At 40.2% G+C, this 26,236-nt stretch carries 26 protein-coding genes and 1 riboswitch; of the genes, 12 read left to right on the forward strand and 14 right to left on the reverse strand.

Translation table 11 applies throughout. From position 1 onward, the window contains the following. Nucleotides 1-62: 62 nt before the first annotated feature. Entirely contained in the window at nt 63-1,148 is a 1,086-nt protein-coding gene (locus JWG41_RS18935) for a ferredoxin reductase (RefSeq protein ID WP_205271365.1), read from the reverse strand. Nucleotides 1,149-1,270: 122 nt separating this feature from the next. Between JWG41_RS18935 and JWG41_RS18940 the strand changes: the two genes are divergently transcribed. Further along, nucleotides 1,271-1,915, forward strand: a complete 645-nt coding sequence (locus JWG41_RS18940) for a TetR family transcriptional regulator (protein WP_332461316.1) — start codon at nt 1,271-1,273, stop codon at nt 1,913-1,915. Nucleotides 1,916-1,942: 27 nt separating this feature from the next. Here JWG41_RS18940 and JWG41_RS18945 read toward each other — a convergent pair whose 3' ends face one another. Both JWG41_RS18945 and JWG41_RS18950 read right to left on the reverse strand, forming a co-directional pair. Continuing rightward, entirely contained in the window at nt 1,943-3,757 is a 1,815-nt protein-coding gene (locus JWG41_RS18945) for a histidine kinase dimerization/phosphoacceptor domain -containing protein (RefSeq protein ID WP_205271366.1), read from the reverse strand. 326 nt (nt 3,758-4,083) lie between these two features. Then, entirely contained in the window at nt 4,084-4,500 is a 417-nt protein-coding gene (locus JWG41_RS18950) for a 6-carboxytetrahydropterin synthase (protein WP_205271433.1), read from the reverse strand. A 64-nt stretch (nt 4,501-4,564) separates the two neighbouring features. Here JWG41_RS18950 and JWG41_RS18955 point away from each other — a divergent pair, with 64 nt between their 5' ends. From JWG41_RS18955 to JWG41_RS18965, 3 genes are all read left to right on the forward strand, one after another. Beyond that, a complete protein-coding gene (locus tag JWG41_RS18955; RefSeq protein WP_002973441.1) occupies nt 4,565-4,786 on the forward strand; it encodes a DUF1858 domain-containing protein in 222 nt (73 codons plus the stop codon). Between the two features lie 80 nt (nt 4,787-4,866). Beyond that, a complete protein-coding gene (locus JWG41_RS18960) occupies nt 4,867-5,823 on the forward strand; it encodes a fumarylacetoacetate hydrolase family protein (RefSeq protein ID WP_205271367.1) in 957 nt (318 codons plus the stop codon). 5 nt (nt 5,824-5,828) lie between these two features. After that, a complete protein-coding gene (locus JWG41_RS18965) occupies nt 5,829-6,230 on the forward strand; it encodes a DUF2721 domain-containing protein (RefSeq protein ID WP_205271368.1) in 402 nt (133 codons plus the stop codon). Nucleotides 6,231-6,289: 59 nt separating this feature from the next. Here JWG41_RS18965 and JWG41_RS18970 read toward each other — a convergent pair whose 3' ends face one another. The 8 genes from JWG41_RS18970 to JWG41_RS19005 form a co-directional block, all read right to left on the reverse strand. Next, nucleotides 6,290-7,300, reverse strand: a complete 1,011-nt coding sequence (locus tag JWG41_RS18970) for a zinc-dependent alcohol dehydrogenase family protein (RefSeq protein ID WP_205271369.1) — start codon at nt 7,298-7,300, stop codon at nt 6,290-6,292. A gap of 52 nt (nt 7,301-7,352) precedes the next feature. Next, nucleotides 7,353-7,784, reverse strand: a complete 432-nt coding sequence (locus tag JWG41_RS18975; protein WP_205271370.1) for a VOC family protein — start codon at nt 7,782-7,784, stop codon at nt 7,353-7,355. Between the two features lie 175 nt (nt 7,785-7,959). Then, nucleotides 7,960-9,207: a crotonyl-CoA carboxylase/reductase gene (ccrA, locus tag JWG41_RS18980; RefSeq protein WP_205271371.1), complete on the reverse strand. Its 1,248-nt coding sequence runs from the start codon at nt 9,205-9,207 to the stop codon at nt 7,960-7,962. Between the two features lie 64 nt (nt 9,208-9,271). Continuing rightward, entirely contained in the window at nt 9,272-10,216 is a 945-nt protein-coding gene (locus JWG41_RS18985; RefSeq protein ID WP_205271372.1) for an LIC11086 family outer membrane transporter, read from the reverse strand. Beyond that, nucleotides 10,213-11,106, reverse strand: coding sequence for a hypothetical protein (locus JWG41_RS18990; RefSeq protein WP_205271373.1), 894 nt, complete (start codon nt 11,104-11,106; stop codon nt 10,213-10,215). Before JWG41_RS18990 ends, JWG41_RS18985 begins: the two co-directional genes overlap by 4 nt. After that, a complete protein-coding gene (locus JWG41_RS18995; RefSeq protein WP_205271374.1) occupies nt 11,106-12,308 on the reverse strand; it encodes an MbnH family di-heme enzyme in 1,203 nt (400 codons plus the stop codon). The genes JWG41_RS18990 and JWG41_RS18995 overlap by 1 nt, the downstream gene beginning before the upstream one ends. Nucleotides 12,309-12,366: 58 nt before the next feature. Further along, on the reverse strand, nt 12,367-13,215 hold the full coding sequence (locus JWG41_RS19000) for an MbnP family copper-binding protein (RefSeq protein WP_205271375.1): 849 nt from the start codon (nt 13,213-13,215) through the stop codon (nt 12,367-12,369). Nucleotides 13,216-13,306: 91 nt separating this feature from the next. Next, nucleotides 13,307-13,774 (reverse strand): LIC_11090 family protein, encoded by a 468-nt coding sequence (locus tag JWG41_RS19005; protein ID WP_205271376.1) that lies wholly within the window; start codon nt 13,772-13,774, stop codon nt 13,307-13,309. 123 nt (nt 13,775-13,897) lie between these two features. Here JWG41_RS19005 and JWG41_RS19010 point away from each other — a divergent pair, with 123 nt between their 5' ends. Both JWG41_RS19010 and JWG41_RS19015 read left to right on the forward strand, forming a co-directional pair. Continuing rightward, complete coding sequence (locus tag JWG41_RS19010) at nt 13,898-14,224, forward strand: LB_289 family protein (RefSeq protein WP_205271377.1); 327 nt, start codon at nt 13,898-13,900, stop codon at nt 14,222-14,224. 69 nt (nt 14,225-14,293) lie between these two features. Continuing rightward, a complete protein-coding gene (locus JWG41_RS19015) occupies nt 14,294-16,270 on the forward strand; it encodes a 7TM diverse intracellular signaling domain-containing protein (RefSeq protein ID WP_205271378.1) in 1,977 nt (658 codons plus the stop codon). A gap of 8 nt (nt 16,271-16,278) precedes the next feature. On the opposite strand, the gene JWG41_RS19020 is transcribed toward JWG41_RS19015, so the two are convergent. Then, a complete protein-coding gene (locus tag JWG41_RS19020; protein ID WP_205271379.1) occupies nt 16,279-17,955 on the reverse strand; it encodes a Na/Pi cotransporter family protein in 1,677 nt (558 codons plus the stop codon). A gap of 99 nt (nt 17,956-18,054) precedes the next feature. Between JWG41_RS19020 and JWG41_RS19025 the strand changes: the two genes are divergently transcribed. Both JWG41_RS19025 and JWG41_RS19030 read left to right on the forward strand, forming a co-directional pair. Further along, entirely contained in the window at nt 18,055-18,540 is a 486-nt protein-coding gene (locus JWG41_RS19025; RefSeq protein WP_205271380.1) for an FKBP-type peptidyl-prolyl cis-trans isomerase, read from the forward strand. Nucleotides 18,541-18,797: 257 nt separating this feature from the next. Next, nucleotides 18,798-19,061: an RNA recognition motif domain-containing protein gene (locus JWG41_RS19030; protein WP_035983131.1), complete on the forward strand. Its 264-nt coding sequence runs from the start codon at nt 18,798-18,800 to the stop codon at nt 19,059-19,061. Nucleotides 19,062-19,196: 135 nt separating this feature from the next. On the opposite strand, the gene JWG41_RS19035 is transcribed toward JWG41_RS19030, so the two are convergent. Further along, nucleotides 19,197-19,649 (reverse strand): ATP-binding protein, encoded by a 453-nt coding sequence (locus tag JWG41_RS19035; protein WP_205271381.1) that lies wholly within the window; start codon nt 19,647-19,649, stop codon nt 19,197-19,199. Nucleotides 19,650-19,785: 136 nt separating this feature from the next. On the opposite strand from JWG41_RS19035, the gene JWG41_RS19040 reads away from it, so the two are divergent. The 3 genes from JWG41_RS19040 to JWG41_RS19050 all read left to right on the forward strand — a co-directional run bounded on the left by JWG41_RS19040 (nt 19,786) and on the right by JWG41_RS19050 (nt 23,983). After that, nucleotides 19,786-20,118 carry a hypothetical protein gene (locus tag JWG41_RS19040; protein WP_205271434.1) on the forward strand — a complete coding sequence of 111 codons (333 nt, stop codon included), beginning with the start codon at nt 19,786-19,788 and terminating at the stop codon, nt 20,116-20,118. A 146-nt stretch (nt 20,119-20,264) separates the two neighbouring features. Further along, nucleotides 20,265-21,656: a class II fumarate hydratase gene (gene fumC / locus JWG41_RS19045; protein WP_205271382.1), complete on the forward strand. Its 1,392-nt coding sequence runs from the start codon at nt 20,265-20,267 to the stop codon at nt 21,654-21,656. Nucleotides 21,657-21,783: 127 nt separating this feature from the next. Further along, nucleotides 21,784-21,907: riboswitch (cyclic di-AMP (ydaO/yuaA leader) on the forward strand. Nucleotides 21,908-21,943: 36 nt separating this feature from the next. Further along, nucleotides 21,944-23,983: a cation:proton antiporter gene (locus tag JWG41_RS19050; protein WP_205271383.1), complete on the forward strand. Its 2,040-nt coding sequence runs from the start codon at nt 21,944-21,946 to the stop codon at nt 23,981-23,983. A 125-nt stretch (nt 23,984-24,108) separates the two neighbouring features. On the opposite strand, the gene JWG41_RS19055 is transcribed toward JWG41_RS19050, so the two are convergent. Further along, nucleotides 24,109-24,519: an SRPBCC domain-containing protein gene (locus JWG41_RS19055; RefSeq protein ID WP_205271384.1), complete on the reverse strand. Its 411-nt coding sequence runs from the start codon at nt 24,517-24,519 to the stop codon at nt 24,109-24,111. Between the two features lie 223 nt (nt 24,520-24,742). On the opposite strand from JWG41_RS19055, the gene JWG41_RS19060 reads away from it, so the two are divergent. Continuing rightward, nucleotides 24,743-26,224 (forward strand): hypothetical protein, encoded by a 1,482-nt coding sequence (locus JWG41_RS19060; protein WP_205271385.1) that lies wholly within the window; start codon nt 24,743-24,745, stop codon nt 26,222-26,224. Nucleotides 26,225-26,236 lie beyond the last annotated feature (12 nt).

The raw sequence follows: 26,236 nt of genomic DNA on the forward strand, positions 1-26,236 counted from the left end.
TTTTTTCCTATGATTATTTCTTCTAATTCTGATTTACAAGTTTTGGTTTCTAAGTTTAAAACCTAAAGTTCCAATTCCAGATTTGATTCGGCCCGAGAGACACAAATTTGAATGTTTTCTTCACCTAACTGCGATACTTCGCCTTTAGATAAATCGGTGACAGAGCCCACTGTTTTTTTGCAAACACAAGTATGGCAAATCCCCATCCGACATCCACTTTGAGGATAAATTCCTTGGTCTTCCAATTCTTCTAAAAGGGAACGTTCCCCTTTCACTTGAATGGTTTTGTGACTGCGAGATAAAAATACATCCACAGTCCCTGTTTTTTTCACTTTCAAAGCAGATTGGCCAGGTAACATAAATAACTCTGACTTCACTTCGTTTCCTTCCAAAAGAGAAAGGGCTTTGGTTTGCATGGGAGCCGGCCCACAAACATAAACAGAATAGGATTTTAAATCTTTCGTATATTTCTGTAAAATTTCCTTGGTTAAAAATCCAGAGTCATAACCTTCTTTAGGAACATCTGAAAAAACATAATGAATCTCTAACCAACCTGTTTGTTTTGCAATCTCTTCTAAGGAAGAACGTAAGATGATATCTTCAAAAGATCGAACAAAGTATAGTAAGGTGGCTTTACCATTGTATTTCAAAGACTGTAGTTGTTTGAGAATGGAATGGATCGGAGTGATTCCACTACCACCCGCTAAAAATAAAAACTTAGATGGTAAAGTTTGGGGAAGCACAAACTCTCCCGAGGCTTCACCCAATTCCAACAAATCACCCTTTTTGATATTTTGATTGATAAAGTTAGATACAAGACCACCTTTCTGGCGTTTTACGGTGATACTTAAATGTTTCTCTCCGGGAACAGAAGACAAAGAATAAAACCTTGTCACTCGCCTTCCCGCAATTTCCACAGTGACCGGAATGTGTTGGCCCGAACGAAACCCTTTCCACAACCAGTTTGGTTTCAAAACCAATGTTTTGGAATCTTCCGTTTCTTCGCGGACTGCCACAACCCGGGCTTTGATTGCCGTTACCGAAAACCGAGGATTGATCTCCCCTAATAGAAAATCCGCCCATTGTTTGGGTTGGAGAGAACTTAGGAATTCCTTGGGTTCATTGTAGATAAAAGGAAATGTTTTCATTTTCGCCTCGTATTTCGCATTTAAGTGAACACTTGTTCACGGAGATATTTAATAGTGTTAACTTACGTCGTTAGCTATGTCAACCCCAAAAGGGAGTTTTAATCCTTGCTTTTCGAAAAAAAGTGAACGACCGTTTACTGAATTCAGCCATGAAACTCAACAAACGATACGCCCAAAAGCTACGCACCCACGACAACCTACTGGAAAGCGCACTGCAACTGATGGGAGAGGAAAAAGGGCTCGGAGACCTAAGCCTCCGCGAAGTGGCAGGAGAGGCAGGAATTGTCCCTGCCGCATTTTACAGACATTTTAAGAATATGGAAGAGCTGGGCCTCACGCTTGTGGATGAATGTGGGGGCCGAATCCAAACCATTGTGGGGGATGCCAGAAACAAAGGCGCCTATAAGTCTGCCTTACAATTGACCATTGGGTTTTTCTTTGATTACGTAGCCAATAACCGCTCTCTGTTTCGGTTCATCGCTCGGGAACGAACGGGGGGAAATCGCAAAATCCGCGAAAAAATCCGAGAGTCCATGAAGGCCATCGCGACAGAACTCGCAAAAGATATGCGCATGCCGAAGATGATTCCTGCAGAGGATATCCAATTTGGTTCCGAATTGATTGTCAGTATTTGTTTTCTTATGGCTTCTGATTTCTTAGATCTTGCTTCCGACGCTCATTCGGAAATGCGAAAACTAAAACTACAAACGATCAAACAAGTTCGATTGGTTTTTATTGGAACGATTCGAGGAAGAAAACGAAGATAAACGAAAAACTAAGGAAACTAAAACAACTTAGCTTTTTTTGTCATTGGAATGGAGAGGAAAAGAAATCATAATATTGAGACCTTCTCCCTTTTTCGAAACAGAAGAGAAAACACCCTTGAGTTGTGAAGTCAAACTACGAATCAGCTCATATCCAAAATGATTTCCCTTTTCAATATTAACAGAGTCTGGCAAACCGTCTCCATCATCCCCAACCGATAAAATGATATTTTCATTCGAACGAGATAAGTGGATGCGAACATCTCCCCCTTTTTCATTGGGGTAGGCATACTTCAAAGCGTTGGTCAATAGTTCATTGAGGATGAGGCCAAGTGGCAGAGTTCGTTTTAGATCCAAACGAATGTCTTCTAACTTCACATCAAAACGAATTTTTGTTGGATTGAGAACAAAGATATCATGAAGGCTAAATACCAAATCTTCAATGTACTTACGAAGATCCACAGACTCCAAATCTTCCGATTGATAAAGGTTTTCATAAACCTTGGACATCGACATGATGCGAGATTGTGCATTCAGAAAGGATTGTTTCGCGACCTCATTTTCAACTTTAAAGGATTCTAAATTCAAAAGTCCGGAAATGATCGCTAGAGTATTTTTCACACGGTGTTGTAGTTCTTTGAGTAGAACATCTTTTTCTTCTACGGACTTTGCCAATCGGCCTTCCATATCCAAAATTTTTGTCACATCTAAGTTGATCCACAAAATGAAACGTTCTCCAGCAATTTCAAACGCTTGGCTAAACACGAGAACTTCATATTGATTTCCGTCAGCGTGTTTCACAGACATCCGTTCCCCAGACATCCTTCCTTTTTCCTGATACACTTTATTGAGTCGTTCCAGTTGTTCCGGATTACTCCAGTCTTTAAACTCTTCTGTTTTTCTGCCGATGACTTTTGATTTTTCTAATTGAAAGACCGTCTCCATAGAGGAATTCACATCCAAATAGGTTCCGTCTTTCAAAGTGGAGATGGCCATGGGGATGGGACTCAGTTGGAAGACCTTAGCATACAAACTTTCCCCATCTTTTGGAGGAACCATCACGGGAGTATTTGGTGTTTCTCGAAAAACAATCACAATACCATTTAAGTTTTTTTCAGCATCTAAAATGGGCGATATAGTTTCTGTAACATGTGTTTCACGACCACTACGAGAAACAATAATCAAATCATTTCTACGTTCTGTATCAATTAATTTGTTAGATGAGTTTAAAAAAGAATAGGATACTCTAGTTCTTGCATCTGCTTGCACTAAATATAAAAAAGAAGTTAGGTCTTTTTCGGTTATGTCAGATTTTTGATAACCCAACATATCTAAGGCTTTATGATTGATTTCTCGAACCAATCCTTCCGGAGAAAGAACAATCACTCCATCACCCATGGCTTCAAAAGTAATACGAAGTTCCTTTTCACGAAATGCCAACGTTTGTTCCGCTTGGTAAAGTTGGAGTGCTGATTGAATCATACATTCCACAATGTCTGGGCTTGAAATTTTAGGAACATACCCGTAATGTTTTACCTTACAAACACGATCTAAGATTTTATTATCAGAATAACCACTGACAAAAAGGATGGGAATCTCGCGATAGGAAAGAATCTTTTCTGCGAGTTGGATTCCATCCATTCCATCAGAAAGATTAATATCCATTAGGATTAAATCAACTCGTTCACCGGATGTGATATGATCGTAAGCATCATTTGAATTGGATACATACTGTACAGAATAACCTTTGTTTTTCAAAAATTCTGATTGTGAGATGGCCAGTATGGCTTCGTCTTCCACAAGTAGAATATGACCTAAACTATGTTTGAGTTCTGTAAGCGGCATGGAGTCTTCTACCGATTTTCATAATTAGCTGGTATAAAAGCAATCGATTAAGATAACAAATTTTTTTGAAAAAAAACCAAACCTGTGCAATAAAAACAAAACGTAAATGTTACAGCATGCATGTATTAGATACTCAGCCTGTCTAATGATTGGGATATTTTGTCGAGTTATTAGCACAAACAAATGTTTGCTGACATAGAATTTACGTAAGAAACCGAACTACATAGTGATTTTTACATCGCTTGTTCTTTTTTCAATCTATGGTGCGTTGGCAAACAGAACCAGTCGAGTTTAAGGAATAGTACCTAACTAATGTTGAAAATGACTTAAGAAAGGGAATCGTTTGTTGGTTCGAAAAATGCCAGGTTCTCTGGCCCTTCATGGATTACAATCCGGCGGATTCGACCTTCGGAAGATTTCACATCGGCTTTCAAACCAGAATAAAACCAACGAGCCACATTCTCAGAAGTAGGGTTGATCCCCTTAAAGTCTGGATGGTCATTGATGAGGAGGTGGTCAATGGAATGGACGAGTTCCATCAGTTTCGTACGTGCCGTTAGAAAATCGTAGGAGATGCCGTCTGGCCGAATGTTGGAATTTCCCTCCAAAAATACCTCTACCTTCCAGGAATGGCCGTGAATCGGCTCATCGGAGCCATCGGCAAAGTACTGGTAGAGGAAATGGGCCGACTCAAACCGACCCTCAATTCGGACATAAAATTTCCCGTTTTCTTGGGTAAACATTCCATTGACGAATAGAGCATAGTCCAATATTTGTATAGTAATTTCCTTCCTGAGGGTTCTTAAGATGACTGAAACAACAAAACCGCGCTTTTTTAAAGAAATGACTGTGGGCGAAGCGATCGCGATCCACCCAGAAGCAGGTCTAGTTTTCTCCAGCTACCATTTAGGTGGATGTTCACACTGCTCCATCAATGAAGTAGAAACTATTGAACAAGTTTGTATGGGTTACGGTGTAGAGGTAGACACTCTCATCGATTCACTGAACAACCTTTTCTCTGAAGAATAGACTAAATTCTCAATTCCCACCGGGTCCGATTTGTGGCCCTCGTGTTTTCTCCACCCCAGTTATGATTCCATAGGTTTACGATGGCAAAACAGTTTGTACGTTTCCAATATAAGAACAAAATCGATTGGGGGCTCGTCACTGAGGAAAACATCCTCCCTCTACAAACTGGAGATAAGTCCACCAAAGATTTGCTAGTCGATCTTCAGAAAAAAAGAATCAAACTAAGTCCTAAATCTCAAAAACTGATTCCTAGAAAGGATGTTACTCTCCTCTCTCCCATCACCGCACCCTGCCAAGTCATTTGCCAAGGTGCTAATTATCATAAACATACTTTGGAATCGGGACTTGATCCTAAATCCAAAACATACAATTTATTTTTTACCAAGTCTGACGTTTCGCTCACCGCTGCCATCGGTAATGTGATCCGTCCCAAACATGTAGAACTTTTAGATTATGAAATTGAATTGGGGATTGTATTTGGTAAGGATATTGATCATACAATAGATGTTCAATCTTATCATCCCAGTGAATACATTGCTGCCCTCTTCATTGCCAATGATATTTCGGCAAGGGACATCCAACTCCCACAATTACAATGGTATAAAGGAAAATCCTACAGAACCTTTTTCCCTGCAGGTCCTATACTCCTTGTTCTCGAACCTGGTGATTATGAACTAATCCATTCTTTGGAGCTGAACCTAAAGGTCAATGGACAGTTAAGACAATCGGCAAAAGCAAATCAAATGGTTTTTCCACCGAAGGAATCGATCGCAGAACTCTCTTTATTTACTCAAATTCGAGTCGGTGATGTTTTGTTAACCGGAACACCCGCAGGATGTGCTCTCAAAGCTCCCGGAAAATTAAAACAAATCTTTGCGAGTTTTCTCCCTGAACATAAAAAATGGGAACTATTTATCAAAGGACAAAAACAACGGACTGAGTATTTACAACCAGGAGATTTGATCCAAGCAACAATACGCACGCCGGACGGAAAGATGGACTTAGGAGAACAAGTTCTTCAAGTGAAACAAGGCTAAATTCATTGGACAACCTAACGTATAGTATACCCGGTCTTCTTTTCCCTGCGATCTCTTTACTGATGCTTGCTTATACCAACCGATTTTTTGGACTTGCCAAACTTTCGAGACAACTTTTATCAGAATATGAAAAATCGAAATCGGAAGTTTTAGAAAAACAAATCCACAACCTACGGTTTCGTATTTCTCTCATTTTATATTCTCAAAGTGCCGGAATCTTTAGTTTGATTTTATGTACCTGCTCCATGGGTATGATTCCCTTTTATAACATAGTCGCTTGGGTTTTATTTGCTTCATCACTTTTGTTTATGGTGATCTCTCTGGTATTGGCCCTCATTGAAATCCATTTATCTGTAATTGCCTTAGACATAGAAAGAAATTCAATATTGAATTCCGTATCAAAATGAAAACTTAAATCTAAAAAAATTATCTATGCTAACTATGAATCCAAATAGGAATCGCAATCCTAAATTCGAATGACTATCTTTCCAAAATGAGATCCCGATCGTAAGTATCTTATTGCATCTGCTGATTCTTCTAATGTAAAAACTTTATCAACAACCGGCCGTAAACCAGAAACTTCGATGGCTTGGTTCATTTCGACAAATGCCTTTCTTCCCCCGACAACAAGGCCTTGGATTTTCAAATTGTTCATCACTGCCGGTAGTAAATTTAATTCTCCCGATTTACCTGCAAGGATTCCAATCAAATGAATGACACCAAACGGACGACAGGCGGCAATGGATTGTTCCAAAGTTCCGGCCCCACCCACTTCGATGATATGATCGGCTCCCACTTTTTCTGTGATCCGACGGACCTCCTTTCCCCATTCCGGTGTTTCCTTATAATTGACTAAATAATCGGCACCTAATTCTTTTCCTCGTTCCAATTTTTCACCACTGGATGATGTGAGAATCACTTTGGCAGAGGCAAGTTTAGCAAATTGCAAAGCAAAAATCGAAACCCCACCTGTTCCCTGTACTACGACAAATTCACCAGGCTTTAAATTGCTGAATTGAAAAAGACCAGACCAAGCAGTGAGTGCTGCACAAGGTAAGGTTGCGGCTTCTTCATAAGATAAATGGGAAGGAATTCGGACAAGGCCTGTCTCTGGCACTAAAGCTAACTCCCGCAAGGTTCCTGGAAGTGGGCCACCAATCGTATGACGCATTTCTGCATGGGTTGCTTCTTTTGCGATCCACTTGGGAGCAAAAGTCAGAAGCACCCTATCTCCCACTTTCCATTCCGTCACCTCAGATCCAATACCAACCACTTCGCCGGCCCCATCACTACAAGGAACAAGGGGAAGTGGGAATTTAGGATTGTACTTTCCTTCGACAACTAAAGAGTCTCGATAGTTTAAGGAAGCGGCTCGCAAACGAACCAAAACGTCGGTAGGGCCTGGACTTGTAGGTTCAGGAACATTGGTAATTTCTAAATGATCTAAACCGAATTGCTGGATCTGTGCTTGTTTCATAGATTTCCCTGATTGACCTTATGCACCAAAATATAACAATAATTAAATGTAATTATTTACTAAGAACGATTTCGCCTTTGTCGTTCAATGGAAAAAAAGGATTGTATGCTAATTCAAATATATGGCCATCCGGGTCTTTAAAATAAGCACTATACCCACCCCAAAAAACTTTTTGTGGTTCTTTGAGAATCACTGCCCCTAAGGCCCGCACTTTGCCAATTACCGCATCCACTTCGGCTTCACTACCAAGGTTTTGGGCCAAAGTAATTCCAGAAAACTCTTGGCGTTTTTGAAAAGGGATGCCAATGTCTTTTGCCAAATCTTCTTCGCCAAACAAACCAAAGACGACAGCACCTATTTGAAAAAAAGCGACACTATCATTACTCTCCTGTGACCTTTTCCAACCGAGACCTTTCTCATAAAAGTCGATAGAACGTTTTAGATCGGAAACACCTAAGGTAATTAAATTGATTCGTGGATGCATAAACGAACTCCATTTGTTAAAATATGAACTTTATAGAAATAAAAAAGATGATAGCGGAAATCGGATTCACAAAACGGATGTTTCATGGTAGATGGAGCCATTGGGTGGCGGGTGGTTAACCCCACCCAGTCTAAATAGGGCGGGGACATGTACCTAAATACTCACCTGGAAAGAATTACTTCTTTCCAAGACCTGTAGTTTTTGCACCAACGAGGATTGACATGTTTCCTGATGGGTGTTTGTTTTCGCGCATCAACTGATGGCACTCACCAGTTTGTTCGAAACTGTATGTTTCTGCCAAAACTGGATCGACTTTTTTATCGATCACGAGCTGGTTCAAATCACGACAGTTGTCGTCGTTTGCGAAGTGTGAACCTTGCAGACGTTTTTGTCGAATCCACACATAAAGAAGGGCCGCTTTTGCAGTGAAACCAGTAGTTCCCGCACAAATCACAACCATACCACCTGTTTCACAAACAAATACGGAAGTAGGAAGTGTCGTTTCACCTGGATGTTCAAATACGATTTGTGGGTTTTTACCTTTTCCAGCAATGTCCCAAATCGCTTTTCCAAATTCACGGGCTTGTTTGGTCCACTCAACAAATGCTTCTGGTTTATTGATATCGGAAGTGAGTCCACCCCAATGTTTGAACTTGTTACGGTTGATCACGCCAGCCGCACCTAAGTTTTTACAAAAATCAATTTTGTCATCAGAAGAAACAACAGCGATTGGAATTCCACCAGCTGCTTTTACAATTTGGATTGCCATGGCACCAAGTCCACCAGCTCCACCCCAAATTAAAGCAACATCCCCAGGTTTTACATCATTTGGTTTCCAATGGTGTAACATTCTGTAGGCGGTCGCAGCCACTAACATATAAGCTGCAGAAGCTTCCCATGTTAGGTGTTGAGGGCGAGGAAGACATTGGTGGTCTTGCACTTTGCAGAATTGTGCAAAGGAACCCCAGTTGGATTCATATCCCCAAATGATTTGGGAAGGCGCATACATTGGATCTTTTCCAGAAAGAACCCATGGATCTTTTGGATCCCACATAGCGCAATGGACAACAACCTCGTCACCCACTTTCACATTTTTAACTTCAGCTCCAACTTTGTAGACAATACCGGATGCATCAGATCCACCGATGTGGAATTTTTCTGGTTCGCCTTTTTTATTACGAGCCGCGATCACATCTACCGGATACCCAAGGGCTGCCCAAACGTTATTATAGTTAACTCCAGCAGCCATAGTGGCTACGAGAACTTCGTTCGGACCGATCTCCGGAACATCAATGACTTCTGATTGGAAAGAAGTTTTCGGTTCGCCGTAACGTTCCGGGCGAATGACCTGCGCGTGCATTTTTTTGGGCACAACTCCAATAGGTGGAAGTTCCCCTACTGGTACGATTTCTACGTTGCTCATAGATTACCTTTTACGAATAAAATTTATAGAGTTTCTTAGAACGTTTTAAAAAAGGCATCAGTTGTCAATCGCTTCCCCACTCCATAGAAAAGGCAAATGTCCATGCCGATTGATAGAGCCTGTAATCACGATCCCTTTGTAATGGGTATCTATAGGCGAGACTCAGATTATACTTCTCCGAAAAATTCCAGGAAAACCCGGCACTGGCTTCTGTAAAATAAGAGGGATTGGCTTTATCTTTTTCTTTGGAATAATCCACGCCGTTATACGGATTGCGATACAAGATCCCTGTAAAAAGAGAAATTTCTGGCATCAAATAATACGTCACATAAGCGGAAACAAGGGTCGTTTTTTTGAATTCATATTCTGGTTCTGGTGGGGAAGCCGATGGTTTTCGGAAATAAAATGGAATCCCATCGTTGTCTTGTAAGTTGTTTGGTTGTGGTCTCGAAAGTGGATTTAATCCTCCAATTTTTGTGACAAAGGACCACTTCTCATACAAATATCCAAGTTTGATAAACCCCGAACCCGTATAATAATTTCCACCAGTAAACCGATCCGTATCGGGGCCACTCGGAAAACCAACCGAACCTTCGATTACAAAAAAGTACGGTTTGTCCAAATCGAAGAACGGTTGGTATTTAAAACCAAGATAAGTTTTTCCAATTCTTGCGGCATCTTCTCTTCCCCTCTGTTGGTAGTAATTCCAAGGAACTGAAGCGTTGAGAGCAAACCGACCATCAAAAAAATTCATCTCCGCAAAGGCCGTGGTTGTGAAGAGGTGACTATTCTCCCGAGTGGATTGGTAATAATCTTGGGTCATTACCAAATAGTTCGTTGGTTTCTCTCGTTTTCCAGTAAAGGGATCCACAAATCTAGCTGTTGCGTTGGGACTATCCGACGAACCAGTGTGATGCGAATATAAAGAAATATTCCAAAACAATACAAATAATAATGAGAATGAAAAAGTTAGTTTTCGCTGTGTTGCTATGTTTATCATTTGTTTCATCGTTCCACTCCGGGAAAACAACCAGGGAAACTAAAAACAATATCTTCTGCTTGGAGGTTTTGTTGGAGGATATTGTATAAACCGAGATTGGAAACTTTGGATATAATCACAGGGCCTGCAACCAAAGACAATTGTTCTAAAAATCGAACGGGAGATCCTGCCACGGTCCGATCTTGAAAAAGTGATGATAGAGAGATTAGAATTTCTATATTACCACTTCGCCCCAGTTTCACCGGGATTTTACATTTAGGAGTGATCAATTTATTTCCTTGCGGAAGTAAAATGGTGACATCCTTTCCTCCCACATCCATTCGGATATAAATTTCTTCCCAACTTACATTCGCGACCGCCACCACACCCAGAGGCATGTTCGCAAGCCTAGTGTTAGAATAAAGAAAACTCGCTCCCGTTTCCATTGTACTATTGTATTGAGTGATGTTGGACACAGTTCCTGCAGATAAAAACGCATAGGTTTTACCATACAAATCATCCGCTGGCAAATCGAGGGGTACCGTATAGGGAGTATGTGTTTTTGCCGTTGCAGTAGAACTTCTCTCCGAACTAGTGGCCGAGACACCTAATACTTGGTTTGGTGGATTGATTCGATACGTTCCCAATTCCCAATTGATATAAGAACTACTTTGAATTGTGATATTGTAAGTAGGCCCATTGCTTGTCAGACTAAATTGGTTTAGGTTATCATCCGCCTGGTCATCATAGGAGCGAAGGTTCGTTCCGACGGTAACCAATTGGGTATTATTGAAAAATATGAGGTTCTGAAGGATGACAAGTTTTTCCTCTTCACTATTCCCCACCGAACCAAAAGTACAGTGAGAAAAAAGAAACCCAATGATAAAGATGAAAATTTGTTTAGAGTGCAATCGATTCATCAAAAGGGGCTCGCAAACTTCGGATTGGTTAAGAATTCATCATCCGTAAGGGCCAAAAGAAAATTAACCATATCGTCTCTTTGTGAATTCGTAATTGTAAAGGGTTTAATCAGGGTAGAATCTTTTAGAGTATGGGCTTGCCCACCGGAACGATAGTGTTCCACCACTTGTGTGAGCGCATCTCTCGCGCAGTCTATTTTGGTTTTCCCAGTACCGGCCGGTTTGTCTGGATTATTCGCATCCGCACACATAAAGATCCCATCATGCATATAAGGATAAGTCACTCCTATGTTACGCAAAGAAGGCGCCCGGAATTTTCCTGTATCGGATGCCAAACCTGTTAAATCAAATAACCCTCGTTTGTTGCTTGGAACACCGGCGTAGTATGCATCATCATGGATTCCATTACTATGATAAAAGAACTCTTCCCTGGCTCCGCCATGAAAGGATGTGTCCGTAAAATTAAATCCACCATGGCAATGAAAACATTCTGCAACTTCACCATTAAATAAATTCAAACCACGAATTTCGGAAGCCGTGAGTGCTGATTTGTTATTTCTATAATTGTATTGATCAAACTTAGAATTTCCAGAAATCATAGATCTTTGAAAACTCGCGAGTGCAAACCGGACATTTTGTTCGTTAATTCCAGAATTCCCAAAAGCTTTTTCAAACATAGGTGGATAAATGGAGTTAGATGTTAATTCATTTAAAAAATTATTGTTCTGCAAACCCAATTCAATTGGTGTTTCTCCAAACATAGGAGCACGTGCCTGAATTTCCAAACTTGTCATTTTGGGATTACTCCAAGTAAGTCTTGGCATATAAGCAACATTGGATAGATGTTGGGCATTTCTTGGATGGGGTTGGCTTGTGATCCCACGAGGAAAATCTTTTCCATCGGCAAAGGCCAAAGATTGAAAATGACAACCGCTACAGGCCATCGTTCCATTCCCTGACAATTTCTTCTCATAAAACAAATGCCGACCCAGTTCCACCTTTGCCTTGGACATAGGATTGTCGGAAGGAACATTTGGTGTAGGAAAACCCGGAGGTAAATCCCAAACCCAATCAGAAGCACTGGCCAAAATTCCAAGAGCTGCGAGTAACAGGCCTTGATTTTTTTCTTCTTTCTGGAACGGGAGAACGTTACAGCCAAAAAACAAACAGAGAAGAGCAAACAAATAAAAATAAGACTTCATAAATATATTCCTATAAAACTTGGTCGGCCGATAAAAGAACCGACCAAGTGAAAACAAATTATTTGAGGCTAAACACTCGTTGGGTGATCGAACTATCTACTACCCCACTTGTATTCAACCCAAACGCTTGAACTAAGGTAGTGCAAGGAGCAGGCCCCCCCATCATCGGTAGTGGCATACAAGATGCGGTAGCGCCTGGATTATGACCGTTAATGAGTTGGTCTATATTAAAGGAAACTTTTTGATTTGTAGAGTTAAATTGACCTGTCAGTTGAATCGAAGCTCTATACTTTGCTGTACAGTTTCCATAATTAGGTGCACCAGAACAACCGGTAGAACCTAAATGCAAACTTGTCCAGTTTGTTCCCGAATCTAAACTAAATTCAATTTTTGCATGTTTGTAACCGCCTGTCCAAGACCAATACATTGCCCCATTGTTTAAAGGTGCTGCTTGGTTAGTTCGATCCAGATGATTCAAAGTTTCGGGAACGCCAACAGAAAACTGAACACCAGTATAACTTCCCGCCGGTGCAGTACCGGTTACTTTTGTATTTGTATCCGTTGTCTGTGTGGTTTCTAAATCCACAAGGGCAACTCCATTGGACTGCCAAACATTGTCTGTAGACAAAGTAACATCTACAGTGGTTCCATCCGCTTTCACAAGTTTCACTTCAGAGATATACAATCGGAAGTCACGAAACTGAACCGTTCGACTATCCGCAGTAATATTGGAACCGGTAACCAAAGCCTGTCCGTTGGCAAGAGCTTCAAAATTAAGATTTACAGTTTGCGGAACTGCAAGGGCCAAAAGTGCTAATGTTTGATTGTCATCTGATTTGGAATTCGGATCACAAGATACGAAACCAAAAACCAAAGTGGAAATAAAAAATAATTTAAATATGTTCATAAATACCTAATATTCTAAAATACTATTGCTTTTTTGAATTGATAGAAGTTGCAAAACAACTATCAATATCTATTGCTGTAGAGAAAAGAACCTAGATACGAGGTGGTCGGAGTAAAGTGGGAATTCTTCCATCCTCAAGAGTGGAGGGAGACTCAGTCATTGTATAAAAAATTATAGAGGGAGTTACAAAACCAAAAGTTAAATTTGGTCTATCCATAGTTTGGTGGTGGGACCGTAAAGAGAGTGCATCCTTTTTTTTCTTTTTGCAGGAACAAAGGTGGGTCTCACCATCTTTTGCATCATGGCAACTCGGTTTGAGGGCTAACTCTTTTGTTGTTTGGTGGTCATCTACGTGAGCCGAAGAAAGAGAACCGGCTTTGCCTTCAGAAAAGAGTTTATCTTCCGCATTCCCATGTTTTTCCTTTTTGGATCCATGGTTGCAATGGCAGATTTTGGAATTGGACTCCAGGCAATACCCAAGAAGCCCACTCCCTAAAAAGAGGAATTGGGTGCAAAGGAATAAGGCCAGACTACCGGCAATCCACCGTTTGCAGAGCATCTACCCCATGGTTGGCCACCCAACCCAAAAATCGAGCCAATTTTTGGACAAATTTGGTGTCCCCCCTCCTGCCCTTTGAAAACATGGTCTTGGAACCAATGCAAACGAGCTAGAGGCCATCAGATGAAACGCACGGAACTAGAACGCAGGGAACGAGAACTGCGAAAAGCAGAAAAGAAAAAGATCCAACCTGGCGAAAAAGAAGCCATGAGCGTGGGCGATTATATCGACACTCTTTTTGGAATGTTTCGTTATGATTCGGATGAGATTTTTAATGCATCCGATGATGAAAACATTTTAGAAATTCTGGAAAACATGAAAATGGAACACCCAGAAAAACAGTGGGATGTCATCATCCGCAAGGCTGTAAACAAAACCAAAGTAGAACAAAAAGAAAAGGCTTACGACTCCCTTCGAATCCTAGCAGGAATCCCTGCCGTCACCGCTTAATTCCTTTTTTTTCTAAAACAAACCGATTTACACAGGAAGGTCTTCGTCCTATAGTTGTGACCTTCCTGTATGAAACAGATATTCACCTTCATTCTGTTATGTCTCTTTCATACAAACCTATTCGCTACCCCAAAACCTTGTCCTAACACAAACCCAATTCCACTTTCTGTTGCTGATGGAACCACTTATGATCTTTCCGATCATCTAGTTTATTTCACAGCAAGCCCGGCCATCCATTCTATATCCGAAGTAAGAGACCAGTTCCAAACATCGGCTCTGCAAAAATCGGGTGGAGTGATTCCCAATTTCGGAAACACAGACAAACAATACTGGTTTTGTTTTACCATTCAAAATGACGAAAGCAAACAAAAACGAATCGTCACTTTTATCAAGTACCCACTACTCGATGATGTAAAATTTTTCGCATTACGAGAATCAGGTGAAATTTCAGAAAACCAACAAGGTAGAAGATTCCCATTTCAAAATAGAGACAGGGATTACCGAGGTTTTAGTTTTGCAACCGATTTGTTACCCCAAGAAACGGTGACTTATTATGTAGGTGTCAAAACAGATAGTTCCATGTCGGTTCCGCTTATGGTGGCGGAAGAGAAAAATTTTTATACCTTTGTTTCTTTAGACACTCTACTCCAAGGTATATTTTTCGGAATCGTTGGGGTAATGAGTATATACAATCTTTTTGTATACTTTATGGTGCGAGACAAAGCATACATTTTTTATGTTTTGTATTTACTGATCTCTGCCGTTTCCTTTCAATTTTCTCTCCAAGGATTATTGCCCGTTTTATTTTTTCCTAACTCACCTGAGTTCGTATACAACTCTCACAACCTTCTCTATTTTTTATTTTTACTCACTTGTTTCCCGATGAGTATCACCTTTATGAATCTCAAGGAAAATGCTCCCCTCATTCGCAAATGGTTTTTGGGGCTCATGGTCGTATCAATAGTGAGTATTTGTCTCCTTCCTTTTTTGTCTTACCGGTTTATGAACCAAGCGGGGGATATTTTTTCGTTTTTACTCGCATTCTTTGCTTTGTTTGTTTCTTATTACGTTGCTTTTATCAAAAAATTTCCACCGGCACGATTCTATTTTTATGGATACTTTATGGTGATCGTGGGAGGACTTGCCACCGTTCTCAAATACATGGGATTTTTCCCGGTCAATGCTTTCACAGAAAATTCATTCCAAGTTGGGATGGCAATCGAAGTACTGCTTATGGCTTTTGGACTGGGAGATAGAATCTCCGTGGTCCGCAAAGAAAAGGACAAAATCCAATTCAAAGCGGAGATCAACAAACAAAAGTTAATCGCTTATGGAAAAGAACTCAAATTAGCCCAAAAGTTGCAAGAATCCACCCTTCCCCAAATCCTGCCAAAATTTCCAGGACTTGTTATCAAAACAGGATATTTTCCAGCCTCTTTGGTAGGTGGTGATTTTTACGATATCACCGTTTATGGGAAACACCAGATATGTTGTTTGATTGCCGATGTGACAGGTCATGGAGTTCCGGCCGCCATTGAAGCTGCCATGTTAAAGATTGCATATATGCAGACCTTGGCGTTTGCCAACAAACCAGGAAAGGTTTTAGAAAGTATCAATGTATCCCTTGCCGGAAATTATAAAAATCAATTTTTGACCGCTAGTGCCATTTTTATCGATTTGGAACTCAAACAATTAAGGGTAGCAAATGCCGGACACCCCGCCTTATACAAGTTCAATGAAAATTCCACGGCAATCGAAGTGATCCGGCCCAAAGGAAAACTCATCGGATATTCCAAAGAAGTACAATACCCAGAAGAAATTCACAAACTATCTCCCGGTGATAAAATTTTGTTATTTACCGATGGGATTTGGGATTTGTGGGAAAATGGAGACTCTGGGGAAGAAGAGTTACTGGGATGGTTGTTAGCAAGAAAAGCTGAGTCGGTGGAATCGTTGTATGGTGGGATTGATGAACACATTCGCCTACGGAACAAAGAAGGTCCCGCAGACGATGATATAACATTTATTCTATTCGAAATTAGCTAATATGCGGACTAAACGTCCGCATAAATTGCCGCATTCAATAGTCTGGAAATATTATCCAAGTTACGAGAAATATCTCTGTAAAGAAGGGCTGGCATCAAATTGTCTTTTTTCTGATACTTTTTCTTCTTCACTTTAGAATCATTCTTTTTCACGGAACGAATCATTTGGAAACGATACTCACGACTTTGGCTACGAATCTGTGGGTTACCCAGGATATCAAAAGTTTCACTTTGTTCCAAGTTCACAAGTAGGATGTCGTAATGGTGTTTGAGTAAATCCATTTGGTCTTTTACAGAATTAGCAAAAGATTTATCCAAGGAAACTTTTTGACGGTGCGACTTTCTCATCTTTCTTGCAATCGATGCAAAGTTATCACCCATCTCTTCCACAGCTTTGACTCTTTCCATAATTCCCAAAACATCTTTCGCATAGTTACCAGTAATACCGGTCTCTTGGATTTGGTTTAGGTAGGTAAGGACTTCAGAGCGAACTTGATCCAACTCTTCTTCTTTTTTCAATACCTGTAGGACACGAGTGGCATCGTAAGGTTGTAATAAGATTTGTTCTGTCAAACGAAGGAAGTCGTATGTATCACGAATGATTTTTTTCGTGAACTCAACCAGCTCCACCATAGCAAGTTCTGTGGTTTTGACTGCCCCAGCTTGTAAAAGTCGAATGGAATCTTTGTCTTTTCCTGTTTTAGAAGCAAGTCCATCCACAATAGCACTCACCACTTTGGTGATTGTATTCACAAACCAAATGAGAATGAGAGTGTTTGTGATGTTAAACATCGTGTGGAAAAGAGAGATATGGAATCTTGTAGATTCTTTATCTGTGAGTGGATCCCCAGGAATCAAATCATCCACAATTCCTGTGAAAAATTTGAAGAACAGTAAGGCCCATACCACCCCGAACACATTGAATAGTGTGTGGGCGAGAGCTGCCTTTTTGGCATTTCGATTCCCCGGAATGGCAGCAAGGTTTGCCGTAATCGTAGTTCCAATGTTTTCACCAAGGATCATACCATAAGCGGCATCAATCGGTATATAACCGGAGAAGGCTAGTGTGATGGTGATGGTTGTGGAAGCAGAAGAAGATTGGATGACAATGGTTAACAAGGCTCCAATCAAAACGAATAACAATATGGTGTTGAATCCCATATTTGTGTATTGCTGCAAAAATAGAAAACTATCTGGATCCTTTGCACTATCGGGAACAGATGATTTTAAATAATCCAAACCCAAAAACAAAAATCCAAAACCAATTAGGAAACTTCCCCAACCAGACCTACTTTCTTTTCTTGAGAAATTTAAGATCACACCTGCGGCAACTGCTGGTAAGGCGAATGATGCAATGTTGAACTTAAAACCTAAAAAAGATACAATCCATGCAGTGATGGTGGTTCCAATATTGGCCCCCATGATGACACCGATGGCTTGGGCGAGTGAAATTAAACCAGCATTTACAAATCCAACCACAAGAACGGTGGTGGCCGAGCTGGATTGTATTGTAGATGTAATAAAAAGTCCGCTAAAAACAGCAGACACTCTATTTCTCGTCATAGACGAAAGAAAGGAACGAAGCCTATCTCCCGCCACGCGTTGTAAGGACTCACTTAGTAATTTCATCCCATAGATGAAAATCCCGAGTCCGCCTAAAACCTGAATGAGTAGTGACCAATTCATAGATGTAATATTTCCAAGGTTTAATTTCTTTGATTACAATTTGGTACCAACCTTTTATTCGGTTGCAGTATTTTTTTCCGTTGGTACTTTGTAACCAATATGTCAAAAACCATCAGCAAAGGAATGGTTGTAGGATTTTCCTATCACCTAAAGAACGCCCAGGGAGAAACTCTGGACCAATCAGACGAACCGTTATTATACCTCCACGGCTGGCAAAATATCATTCCCGGTTTGGAAAAAGAACTAGAAGGATTAGTGAACGGAGATTCTAAAAATGTAACTGTACCACCTGAAGATGGTTATGGGACATATAACGAAGCTCTGATTTTTCAAGTTCCCAAAACGGAACTTCCGGAAGAAGCCGAGTTAGAAGTGGGAATGGAATTTCAAACGGACACTCCCGAAGGTAGAATGGTTCTATACCTGCAAGAAGTTCGGGACACCGAGGTCATTCTGAACGGCAATCACCCGTTAGCTGGAGAAACTCTCCACTTTGCGGTGACAATTAAGTCCATTCGCGAAGCCACAGAAGAAGAATTACAACATGGTCACGTGCACGGTCCAGGCGGACACCACCACCACTAAAGTTTTCTTTTTTCGATATTTTCCCTCTGGGTCTTCTTTCAGATTGCTTTTTTTAGAAAGGGTAATTAGACTGACAGAAGATTCAGAGTATTGTTGATTTTCACCGCCGAAGTAGTCCTTTCAAGCTTGCACGCTGGTAGCTTTCCCAAGTTTTTCCCTGCATTTTTCTGGAGTTCTTACCCAAAATCCCTTCCCAGGGTCCCGACGATTGTAAATCTAGAATTCCCGAGTCAACTTTAACAAACAGGACAAAAACTATGTCAGTAAACATTTATGTTGGCAACCTTTCTTACGATATGACTGAAGGTAAACTCAGTGAACTTTTTGGAGCTCACGGAGCAGTAACTTCTGCAAAAATCATCACTGACCAGTATTCTGGCCGTTCTAAAGGTTTCGGATTCATCGAAATGAAAGATGGAAAAGAAGCTGATAACGCAATTAAAGAACTTAACGGAAAGAACATTCTTAACCGTGAGATGAAAGTAAACATCGCAAAACCTAAAACTAACAACTGGAGATAATCTAGTTTGTCATAAATCCGTCGCTTAACTTCGGTTTCAGCGACGGATTTTTTTTGCCTTTTTAGTTTTTCCATTCCTAGCCAAATCACTTCTAGTGATTTACAGATAAATTTCAATCTAACCCAACCTCTAAAACTACAAAACCACCTTGTATTTTGCTTTCATTTTCTCTATCTGTTCCTCTGGGATTTGGTGTACATTCTTTCCGCCATGTCGGTTTTCGACAGTGACCACAAAAAATAAATATCCAAATTCTTTCGCTAAACGTTCGTAAGGTTCTAATTCCCAATCCAAAGTAAAGGTATTGTCTACAATGACAAAAGGGACTCCCTCTTCGAGAGCCTGTTTTGTTTTTGATTCGCATTCTCTATAGGCTAAATGGTTTTTTTTATAATCAAAAATATAATCACCCGATTCATTTTCAAAATAGGAATCAATGGAGAAGACCGGTGCACCGTTCGATAGAGAAATCGTTTTTGCTAAGGTAGTTTTTCCAGAACCGGGTATCCCTCTTAAGGCAAGGAGTGTTTTTTGTGAATCGATAGAGATTGGATTGGTTTCAGGGCCTTGCGAGTTCTTTGGTTCCATTTTCCAAACCCTAATTCTTTTTCCTCACCTGGGAAGAGAAAAATCTCGCAAGGAATGGTTCCTTATGAAAGAATAGAGCAGAAACAAGGAGATCGTTGTGTCATACGAAGCTTATAAACTCATCCATATTTTCGGAATGTATCTGTTATTCTTATCCCTTGGAGGAATCACACTCTACACCATCAACGGTGGAAAAAAATCGGAAAACAAATTCAAAACTGTGGCTGCGATCACTCATGGTCTGGCCCTCGTCCTCATCATCGTTGCCGGATTTGGACTCATGAAATTTCGCGGGATCTCTCATTCCGCTCTACCAGTTTGGGTGATTTTAAAAATCGTCATCTGGCTTGCGTTTGGTGGACTTCTTGCGATGGCATCCAAAAAAGAAAAATTTGCTAAAATCCTTTGGTTTGTTTTTCCTCTTTTGGGTCTTTTTGCAGCCTATCTCGCTTTCTACCAACCGTTCTAGTTTTTTAGTGAATACAATCCTCCCGTAGATTCTGAAACGGGAGGCTGTCGACATTTTCCTTCCTAGCTTTTTCTTTTTCGTTTCCCAAATGTAAGGCCAGTCTACATAAAGAAGACAATTGATTTCAATTGTTTCTAGGGGGGATTATGAAAACAAGAATCGAAACCGATTCTATGGGTGAAATTGCAGTGGACGCTTCTCGTTATTGGGGTGCACAAACCGAACGATCTCTCCACCACTTCCACATTGGTACGGACCGATTCCCAAGGGAAATGATTCGTGCTCTAGGGATCTTAAAAAAATCAGCAGCACTGACCAACAAGGAATTAGAAATCCTCTCTGCAGCAAAAACAGAACTCATTGTGAAGGCGGCTGAAGAAGTTATTGTTGGAACTTTGGATGATCACTTCCCTCTTGCGATATGGCAAACCGGATCCGGAACCCAAACCAATATGAATGTGAATGAAGTCATATCCAACAGAGCCATTGAAATGGCCGGTGGTGTTCTCGGTTCTAAAAAACCCATCCATCCCAATGATGATGTCAACAAAGCCCAAAGTTCCAATGATACCTTTCCCACTGCCATGCACATTGCCTGTGCCGAAAGTTTGGTGCATAAATTAATTCCCGCCTTACAAACGCTTCATGACACTTTAGATCAAAAAACAAAAACTTTTGCAAACATCATAAAAATCGGTCGTACGCATTTGCAAGATGCCACCCCACTCACACTGGGTCAGGAATTTTCTGGGTATGTACAACAACTTAAATATTCAATCGAAAGAGTCGAACGAGCGTTACCTTCTGTATACCGATTGGCACTGGGTGGAACCGCTGTCGGAACGGGGCTCAACACACATCCCGAATTTGCAGTAAAGGCCGCAGAAGCGATTGCCAAAGAAACAAAACTCCCCTTTGTCACTGCGGAAAACAAATTTGAAGCGCTCGCCGCACATGATTCTCTTGTGGAAGTGAGTGGAATTTTGAAAACCATCGCTTGTTCTCTGATGAAGATCGCAAACGATATTCGCTGGTTGGCTTCGGGACCAAGGTGTGGAATTGGAGAGATTTCCATTCCTGAAAATGAACCAGGCTCTTCCATTATGCCGGGGAAAGTCAATCCCACACAATCCGAAGCCATGACGATGGTGGCCGCGCAAGTGATTGGAAATGATGTGGCAGTCAATGTAGGTGGATCTTCTGGAAACTTTGAGCTGAATGTATTCAAACCCCTGATTATCTTTAATGTTCTAAATTCCATACGATTGTTAGCTGATGCGACACTTTCGTTTGAAGAACATTGTGCACGCGGAATTGAACCAAATCTGGAAACCATAGACCACAACCTGAAAAATTCACTGATGCTTGTGACTGCTCTCAACCCATACATTGGGTATGATAACGCTGCAAAAATTGCAAAAACGGCCCACAAACAAAATTCCACCTTGAAAGAAGCAGGGATTCAATTGGGACTACTCACGGCAGAGCAGTTTGACCAGTGGGTGAAACCAGAAGAAATGGTTTCATCTAAAGAATAACATAATTTTCATAAAAATAAGGATAAACACATATTAACATATATACATCAGAATATTCTAATTATAAAACATTATATCGATTAATATTTCATCGATATAATGTTTGACTTTTTTGTAAAATATTTTTTATTTGCCTTTGTCTAGCTCATATAGAGACGGGGGACCCAAAATTTGGGGCGTACCGCAATTGCGGAGGATATCTCTCAATCCTAGCCCGACAGCTAACCTCGGAGACTTTGAGGGAAGGTAACACCTTCCACAAACTATTTTTGTAAGGAAGGTGGCTCATGAAGTCCTCACTATTCTATACCCTGGCGGTAGCGTTTTTTTTCAGCGCACTCGCTTTCGTTTTTTACCTCGGCAAGTTACAGTTTCCAGAGAGTCACGGCTTAAACCCTTTGAGCCTGGAAATCAACTTTTCTCACTTTTTAGTTGGTTTCTTTGCCCACCTAAAGTCTCCCTTCGGACGATTGTTACTTCAAATCCTACTGATTCTCGTTACGTGTAAAATTTTCTCTTTTTTATTTTCGTTAATCCGTATTCCAAGCGTGATCGGAGAAATCACTGGAGGTTTGGTGTTAGGCCCTTCTTTACTGGGTATGTTTGCACCAGAATTTTCTGAAATGATATTCCCAGCATCTTCCATGGGTTCTTTGAAATTACTCAGCCAAGTAGGTTTGATTTTTTTCATGTTCCTTATCGGACTTGAAACGGATTGGAAAAATCTACATGGAAGCCTACATACTGCTGTCGTCATTAGTCATGTATCGATTATGTTTCCATTTTTATTGGGTGTGATTACTTCCTTATACTTATTTGAAACATTAGCACCAAAAAAAGTTTCATTTCTATCATTCAGTCTTTTCCTCGGCATCTCTATGTCGATCACCGCATTTCCGGTGCTCGCACGAATCATTCAGGAAAAAAAGTTGAATACAGAAAGGTCGGGAGTTCTCGCAATCACTTGTGCCGCTGCAGATGATGTGACTGCATGGTTGATTTTGGCTTTGATTTTAGGACTTACCTCTTCCGACTCAATGTCTGGAGTTTTACTCTGTTTTTTTGGAGTGGTTCTTTTTCTCTATTTCGCCTTCAAATATGTAAGGACAAGATTTGCGAGTAGTCTTTCGAAATTAGAAAATATAGATTTTCTTCCCAATTACATAGTATTTTTCCTTTTTATTTGGCTCACTTTCTCGTCCTTATTCACTGAATCGATGGGAATTCACTCATTGTTTGGAGCATTTATCGCTGGTTCTACGATACCAGCAAACCATAAAATTAGAAAAATCATAATTAACAAATTCCAGGATGTAAGTGTAATCTTTCTTCTTCCTTTATTTTTTGCATACTCAGGTCTAAAAACACAGATAGGGCTTTTATCCGATCCAAATTTATTTTTGATTTGTTTATTGATTCTTTTTGTCGCCATTTTAGGAAAGTTAGGTGGCAGTACCATTTCAGCAAGGTTTCTAGGCGAATCTTGGAAAGATTCTCTCATCATCGGTATTCTTATGAATACACGAGGTTTGATGGAACTCATTGTTTTGAACATCGGATTAGAAATGGGAATCATCGGGCCGGAGTTATTCACCATTATGGTCATTATGGCATTGGTTACGACTGCTATGAGCGGCCCGGCCATCAATTTGGTTCAGAAATTTTTTAAAAAGAAGAATACTCCTGATCCAACCCCTACTTTAGAAAATTCGGAACAAGGTGTTAGTTCAAAAATTTTAATCGCTTTTGCAAGACCACAAACGGGAATTGATTTGGTAAAACTTTGTTATAAAATTTTTCCAAACGCAAAATTCAGAACCTTCCATGTAAATCAAAACTATAATTTCGATATCGAACAATCACAGTATGAAATGTCCATACTCTTCGAAAACATAAAGTTTATTTCTGCGAATGAAGGAATTCCTGTCGACTTTCAATTTTCTTCTTCAGAAAACTTTGAAACTGCTTTATGGGAACAGTTAAACGAATACAAACCAGATATTTTAATATTAGGATCACCTAATGTAGAATCTTGGAAAGAGATTTATAAAGGCACAATTAAAAAGATTATTAAATCTTCATCCTGTTCAGTAGCAGTATTCATAAACAAAGGAATAGGATCGCTAAATAGGGTTTTTGTAAAATCAGATTCCGAAGATGCCGTTTCCATCATCAATGGTTTGGGAGGAGATCCAAGTCTATTTCGATCCTGGAAAGATGGAGACCATTTTGATCCAAACCATCATATATTTGTTAAAGATTGGACAGAGAAAGACTTCGAGTTTATGAAAAAGAACTATTTGATCTTGGGCAGAAAACGAACTTAAAGTTTTTTAGATTTTTTCAAGTATGTCTTAGTTTTCTTAAGCGAAATCTAAGGCATACGGCCCAAGGGAATTAATCAATTCCAATCACTTGTTAGTTGACCTGTCCATCCAAGAACATTCTCCATTCAGTTTTGTTTACTTGGCAAAGTTTTGATCGTATTTCGAATCCGATCCCAATAGTTTTGGCGCCAACCTTCTTCTACTTCTGGAATCAATGCCTTCGGAACACCGCGGTGTGTTAAAATTAACTCCGTCCCACCTTCCGTGGTTTCTTTGAATGTAAACGTAGCCATGGAAAAAATGCCTTCTGGAAAATCATTTCTTCTCCATGCTTGCACAATTCGTTTCAAAGGTGCAAGATCTACAATGATACCAGATACCTTTCCCGACATGGTGGAAAAGTTACCACCGATGTGTTTACTGATCATAGCAGTTTCCCCTGTGAGGGCAGTGACTTTCTTCGAATCTGCGATAAACTCGTAGATTGTCTTTGGAGAAGCCTTGAATTTTACTTTTTGTTGAATCGTTTTACACATCTTGAATTACCTTCTAAGAAGTTCAAATTCCCACTCTGCATTTTCATTACAGTTATATTGGTATTTGATGCAACTAAAACAGTTGATTCAATGAAATCAATTTTCAATTAACTATTAGGAAAAAATCATTTCCTTTCTCAAAAATTTGGAATAGGAAATCCCGAGATTTAACCATTTGAAATTTATTGACAGACGAAAAATGGACTGATAATGTCGATTTGTCATGAAATTATTGATTCCTTTTCTAGTTTTGTTTTTATCCTGCAAACCAGCTAACCTCAATAATACTGGTGATCCTTTTTCCGATGCTTATTTATCACAGGCTCTTGTACTATGCGCTTTAGGGAAAGGATTCTGTGATCAATGTTCTAGAGTTTCTAACTATGTATCCTTTGTGGATGAGATCAGTTCCGGTTCCGTAGTTGGTTTCAAAGCAGTTCTGGATTCTGATGCGAACTCCTATGTCATCGGTCAGACCAACCAAGTGTTGTCCGGGGCTGATGGGATTATATCTTTTCAAGGAACCGTTGGTAATTCCCAAAATTTGATTGTTTCCAAAAAGAATCCTCAAGGGGGAAAAGAATGGATTAAATACTTGGGACGTAAATCGGATCGACCATTGAGTCTCCTTCATACAAAAAATGGGGGTATTTATTTTTTTGCCAACACCTCAACTTCCTTACCAAACGCCAAACAAACATTTGTTGGAACGCCAGACACAGATCGAAATACAATAGTAGGTAAATTTACTCCCGATGGAAACCTGGAATGGTTCACATACTTAAATAACGGAAGTACTGCAACAACCGATCTATATGTTGTGGATTTTATGGAAACAGATGACCAATCGGGTATTCTACTTTTTGGAATTGCGGATTCCGCGCTTTCTAATCCAGGCACCATACTCACAGCAGCACCTTCTAATAATGACTGGTTCCTTTTGAAAATGTCTTATTCTGGGGAGGCAATCCAAACAAGATATTATCAAGTTCCGACTCCTTTGACTAATTTTATACCGAGAAAATTTGTATCCATTCCCAATAACGGTGGTTACTATTTACAAGGTTTTGTGACAGCTACCTTTAGTTTGTATGCCAATGGAATGAACGCCTATACAGGATCTGGCACTAACTCTCTGATCGTTAAACTTGCATCCAATTTAAATTATGAGTGGCATCGATATTTTGGTGCCATTGGTGGAAATCCAGAGGATACTCCATTTTTCCCAATGGTTACATTTTTTGATTCTTCTCTTGTCTTTAGCAATAATTATAATGTTGGTGTCGGAACTCTTGGGCTCTCCCACCCTGAAACGACCCCAACGAATTATGCAAGTTTATTCTATTTTGTAAGTGCAACTGGTGTTCTTAATTATTCGAGTTTTACTTTTGGACCAGGTGACGTGGGAAAAACTTATGATTTAGCCAAAAGGAATGAAACCGAATTAATTGCGTTTAATGGAAATGGTGACGGAGCCAGCTCGAAAGCTGACTTGGTGAAGCTAAATTCAACTAACTTTACTAAGTTGGCATCCCAACCTAGACCAGGCAATATTATGACTTCTGGATGCCTGGTCTGTGGAAAAGTTTTTGCATCGGTTTATTCCGCTTCTGATGTGGAAGGTGCGATCATTCCTTTTGGACCGGGAGTTGGAGGAACCAATGTTTTCAACTCTTACCAAAGTGTATTCACTCCGCCTTTTTGATTTTCGATTGAA

It is taken from the genome of Leptospira chreensis (genome assembly GCF_016919165.1).
Taxonomy (GTDB): domain Bacteria; phylum Spirochaetota; class Leptospiria; order Leptospirales; family Leptospiraceae; genus Leptospira_A; species Leptospira_A chreensis.